The 4,064-nt window shown below is 34.0% G+C and carries 4 protein-coding genes; 3 read left to right on the forward strand and 1 reads right to left on the reverse strand.

Annotated elements, in window-relative coordinates:
• The 3 genes from JUJ52_RS22630 to JUJ52_RS22640 form a co-directional block, all read left to right on the forward strand.
• Nucleotides 1-469, forward strand: a 469-nt coding sequence (locus tag JUJ52_RS22630; protein WP_308036079.1) for an NUDIX hydrolase, incomplete at its 5' end; no start/stop codon positions are given.
• Nucleotides 470-1,435: 966 nt separating this feature from the next.
• A complete protein-coding gene (locus JUJ52_RS22635) occupies nucleotides 1,436-1,783 on the forward strand; it encodes a hypothetical protein (protein WP_228089213.1) in 348 nt (115 codons plus the stop codon).
• 60 nt (nucleotides 1,784-1,843) lie between these two features.
• Nucleotides 1,844-2,731 carry a tyrosine-type recombinase/integrase gene (locus JUJ52_RS22640; RefSeq protein ID WP_228089214.1) on the forward strand — a complete coding sequence of 296 codons (888 nt, stop codon included), beginning with the start codon at nucleotides 1,844-1,846 and terminating at the stop codon, nucleotides 2,729-2,731.
• Nucleotides 2,732-3,340: 609 nt separating this feature from the next.
• Here JUJ52_RS22640 and JUJ52_RS22645 read toward each other — a convergent pair.
• Nucleotides 3,341-3,838: a hypothetical protein gene (locus JUJ52_RS22645; protein WP_228089215.1), complete on the reverse strand. Its 498-nt coding sequence runs from the start codon at nucleotides 3,836-3,838 to the stop codon at nucleotides 3,341-3,343.
• Nucleotides 3,839-4,064: the final 226 nt, after the last annotated feature.

Consider the following 4,064-nt stretch of genomic DNA (forward strand, 5'->3'; position numbering starts at 1 on the left):
AGGAGTTATGGAATATTATAAAGAACTACGGAAATTTATCGGCCACAGACCTTTAATTTTAGTAGGATCTGTAGTTTTGGTGGTGAATGATAATAATGAAATTTTATTGCAAAAGAGGGAGGATAATAGCTGGGGGTTACCTGGTGGATTGATGGATTTAGGAGAAAGTATAGAAGGTACAGCTCGCCGGGAGGTTTTGGAGGAAACAGGTCTTACCATAGGGGATCTCCATTTATTGGGAGTTTTTTCAGGGGAAAACTATTATTTTAAAATAAGTAACGGCGACGAATTTTATTCAGTAACTGTTGTCTTCTCTACAAGGGATATTAGAGCAGGAGAGTTACAAACAAGTGATGAATCCTATGATTTAGTGTTCTTTGATCTGGATAATTTGCCTCCAAATCTAACTGAGGAGTACTCGAGCTATATCATGCCTTATATAGAAAATATAAAGAAACGGGTAATATAATTAGACATGGTTTCAACAAAGCTCCCATTATCAACGGGAGCTTTGTTTTCATGAATTCTCCTCGTTTAGATACTTCCGGTTCCCCTGGGAAACAAAATGGACGCTTACATTTGTTTGGTTTTCGTTTAGCGGTACTTCACCAATTGAAAGCACTTTTCCAGGTGGTTAAACTCTTATTCATCCAATAAGTGCTGCCTTTATAAGAGAATTGCTCCTTGTAATGTTCTGCGGTAATTTTAGAATAGGTAATGATATGATAAATTTCTTTTTTCTTTTGAGAAGAGGAATGAACATTTGCACTCATGTGCTCATTTATTATATAGGAGGCTGAAGCTATGTCGTTTGGCAAATACTTCGTTTCAGGAAAGAGAAGATTTAGAGCAAGCAAGAAATAAAACTAAAACTAATTGAAAAATTACACACTGTTGAATTTAGTGAACCATCTAGTTTTTGGAGATTTGTTTAATAAGTTTTAGCAGAAACGAATATAGAGAAATAAGAGTCTGCTATATCAATACTCTTATTTCTCTGATAAATATCATTATTAAAAAAATTAAAAAAAGTTCTACGTATACGAATTCCATCCACATATTAAGTATTATGGAATAATATTAAGTAATATAAAATGTTAATAGAAATGATTCATTATTATGTAAACATAACATGTAATACTATTTCTAAATCCTGATGAACTCGAATAATAATGGATTTTATTTCCAATTAATTCTGTAGGAAAATAAGTTGTGATAATGCTATCTTATCGCAACTTATGGTGTTATACTAAAAGTATAGGTCAGAGCAAACAAAAAATAATTATAATATAGAATATTATAATTATTGGCACTATTCAAACTATAATATCGTATAGAGGGAGGTATTGCAGTTAATATACTAAATATAGATTCATCAACTTATTGTGGGATTGAGAAACAACTTGGACTTCTCACCGATGATGGACTGAACAGATTGCTTGAACAATTACAACGTATTGCAGATTCCAGACGAAATGCTTGTATGATAGAATACGATGGATTACTCAAGGTTATAAAGTTAATTCGAACTTCAAAAATAGAAAGAGACACCCATTTGGGTAATGTACTGACAATAGATGATTTTGCTGAAATAAATAAAGTGGTTTTTGATAATCAATCCAATAAAGAAGAAATTAAGATATGGCTTTTGAACGATATGCTGAAGAGTATCGCAGAGATGATCGATGAGGGTTTCAGGTATGGATTGGATGATTCCGAGGAAACGAAATTATTACATGACTTTTTGTTTTATTTAACAATGGTAAATCTTCGTTTCCGATGACACTCTGCTCGCGCATGGTCATTTTGAAGATATTATAGTAGATAAGTAGGTGTATGATTAATGGCTGAAATTTTACCTGTGAATCAGTTTAAAAATCGAAAACGATATACGGAACGAGAAAATTTCGTTCAGGAGCGCTCTAAGAAAATCAGTAATGGTTATAAAAGTGATATTAAGCAGTACCAAGAATATTGTTCGTCTACTGGTCAACCTGAAGGTTTGGAATCGATGCTCGATTATTTGTATATTTCCATCGTAGATCAACGGGTGAAAAAAAATACGTGGGAGAAGAGATTGTCTGCTGTGAAACGACATTTAACTGTGACCAATAATATGGATTTTGAAAAAGAACGTGACGTATTAAAAGAAGTATCCTTTATTCGTAGTTTGTATGACGATGAGGAAAACAAATCCTTAATCCGGGTGAAAGGTAAACAACGGGTTGATAAAGATGATTTGATGACGTTAATCGAAACGTTACCTATTCGGGAAAAAGCGATATGTCTGGTTAATTTGGTCACAGCAAGTCGGCCAAGCGAAATGGTGGCCATTAAAATACATGATTTCGATTTTGATGATAATTCCGTCTCTATCTATATGAAGAAACAGAAAGCGTGGTTCGATAAACGATTGAACCAGCTTACCGTAAAAGCCGTCAAAGATTACAAAGCGAAATATAATTTAAAAGAGGACGATTACCTGGTTGGTCGAGTCTACAAAAACGGAAAGTATGAGAGCACCAAAGTTTCAACGGAAGCCTATCGAAAGTTTTTAACTCGAACGATTGGCCTTACGGCTTATAATCTGAGAAAGACACAGGTTTCGTCCATGCATGAAAAAGGTGCGGATCTCGTCACGATTACAAAACAAACGGGTCATACTTCTACCCAAACACTTTCGGAGCATTATTTGAATGTGTCCGATAAGACGGTGGATAAATTCTTATGATACGAGTTTCTTCCTATTATATATGGTACGATCAGCTAAATGGAAAAATAGGACGTATTCAGTGACAATGATCGATAAAAGCAAGTATATAGTACAACGAAAACCTGGGCGACTAATCCGGGGTGTTATATGATCAACCAAGGGAACCCGACGCAGGGTTCCTATTAATTTACTAGGCGGTCCCTTATCGTTGGTAGATCGTCTTTTATTATGTTTTGATCACCTTCAGGTGATACCATTCATTATAAAACCCCTCTCAGACGTAATGAAAATGGAATCCGTGGGTGCTTGGTCAACTCGTTTTGTCTGAGAAGCTTCTAACAACACAGTAAAAACATAAAAAAAGCAATTTCCTTCGTTTTAACTGCTTACTATACCAAAAATCCGTAGGTAGACATATATCCGTATATGTACGTTCCCTAGCAATCCTTGATAGCTTCAGTGCTAAGGAATATTGTTATTAGTAATAGGGATAACGTGGCAGATGCACTCTCTTATATATATATTTATAAAATAAATTGGATGCGTAAAATTTTATTAATAGGTGTATTTATAATATATAATGATGTACTCTTTATAATGTAATGATTGGTTGTCTAGCTTCTTATATTAAATTGGACATTGTACGTGGCAATACTGCCCTTTACACGGCCAACACCATCTACTTGTAGGATCAATACAACAAATTTGGTCCTTTCTTTCATCAAATAGTTTTATGCTGCAACCCAATCGAGCCATTAGTTCAGAGAACTGATTAAAAGTAAGTTTTTCAGTCAAGATGCTATATTTAAATCCATAAATTGTGTACTTATCTGACCTTATACTTTTTTCGAAAGATTCAATGGTTGATCTATCGAGGTTAAACTTATTCTCTCTCATAAAATGTACTAATTCTCCTGGCGATATTATAAGATTTTTTGGTCTTTGTTGAATTAAGTGCATATATTCACTTATCGTGTCTGCTGGTTTAAAACCTAGATTTAGTTTTTCATAAAAATTGTAAAAATCACAGTCTTCTGGCTTAGGACATGTTATAGGATACCCATAATTTATTTGATAATTATCCCAAGGAGCATAACCAAATTGCTGATATATGTTGTTATACATGATAAATCCCCCACTAAGCGATAATTTACCACCATGTTATTCCTATATGCCTAATTCTGTGACAAAACAGTTTACAGAAGGATCTCGCCAACATTTCGGAAATTTTGTACGCTAAGTAAGTAAATTTATAAAAGAATGCTTGTAATATGTACGCTAAGACCTTCCCAAAAGGTATTAACCCTTAATAAACGGTACTTTGATTCTGAAAAGAGTTTTGTTGGTTGTG

Origin of the sequence: Virgibacillus sp. AGTR, assembly GCF_016919725.2 — a bacterium.
Taxonomy (GTDB): Bacteria; Bacillota; Bacilli; order Bacillales; family Amphibacillaceae; genus Virgibacillus; species Virgibacillus salarius.

Bases quoted from the DNA above. Each gene is read 5' to 3' on its own strand.
- JUJ52_RS22640 (WP_228089214.1), top strand. From the start codon at position 1,844: ATGGCTGAAATTTTACCTGTGAATCAGTTTAAAAATCGAAAACGATAT.
- JUJ52_RS22645 (WP_228089215.1), bottom strand. From the start codon at position 3,838: ATGTATAACAACATATATCAGCAATTTGGTTATGCTCCTTGGGATAAT.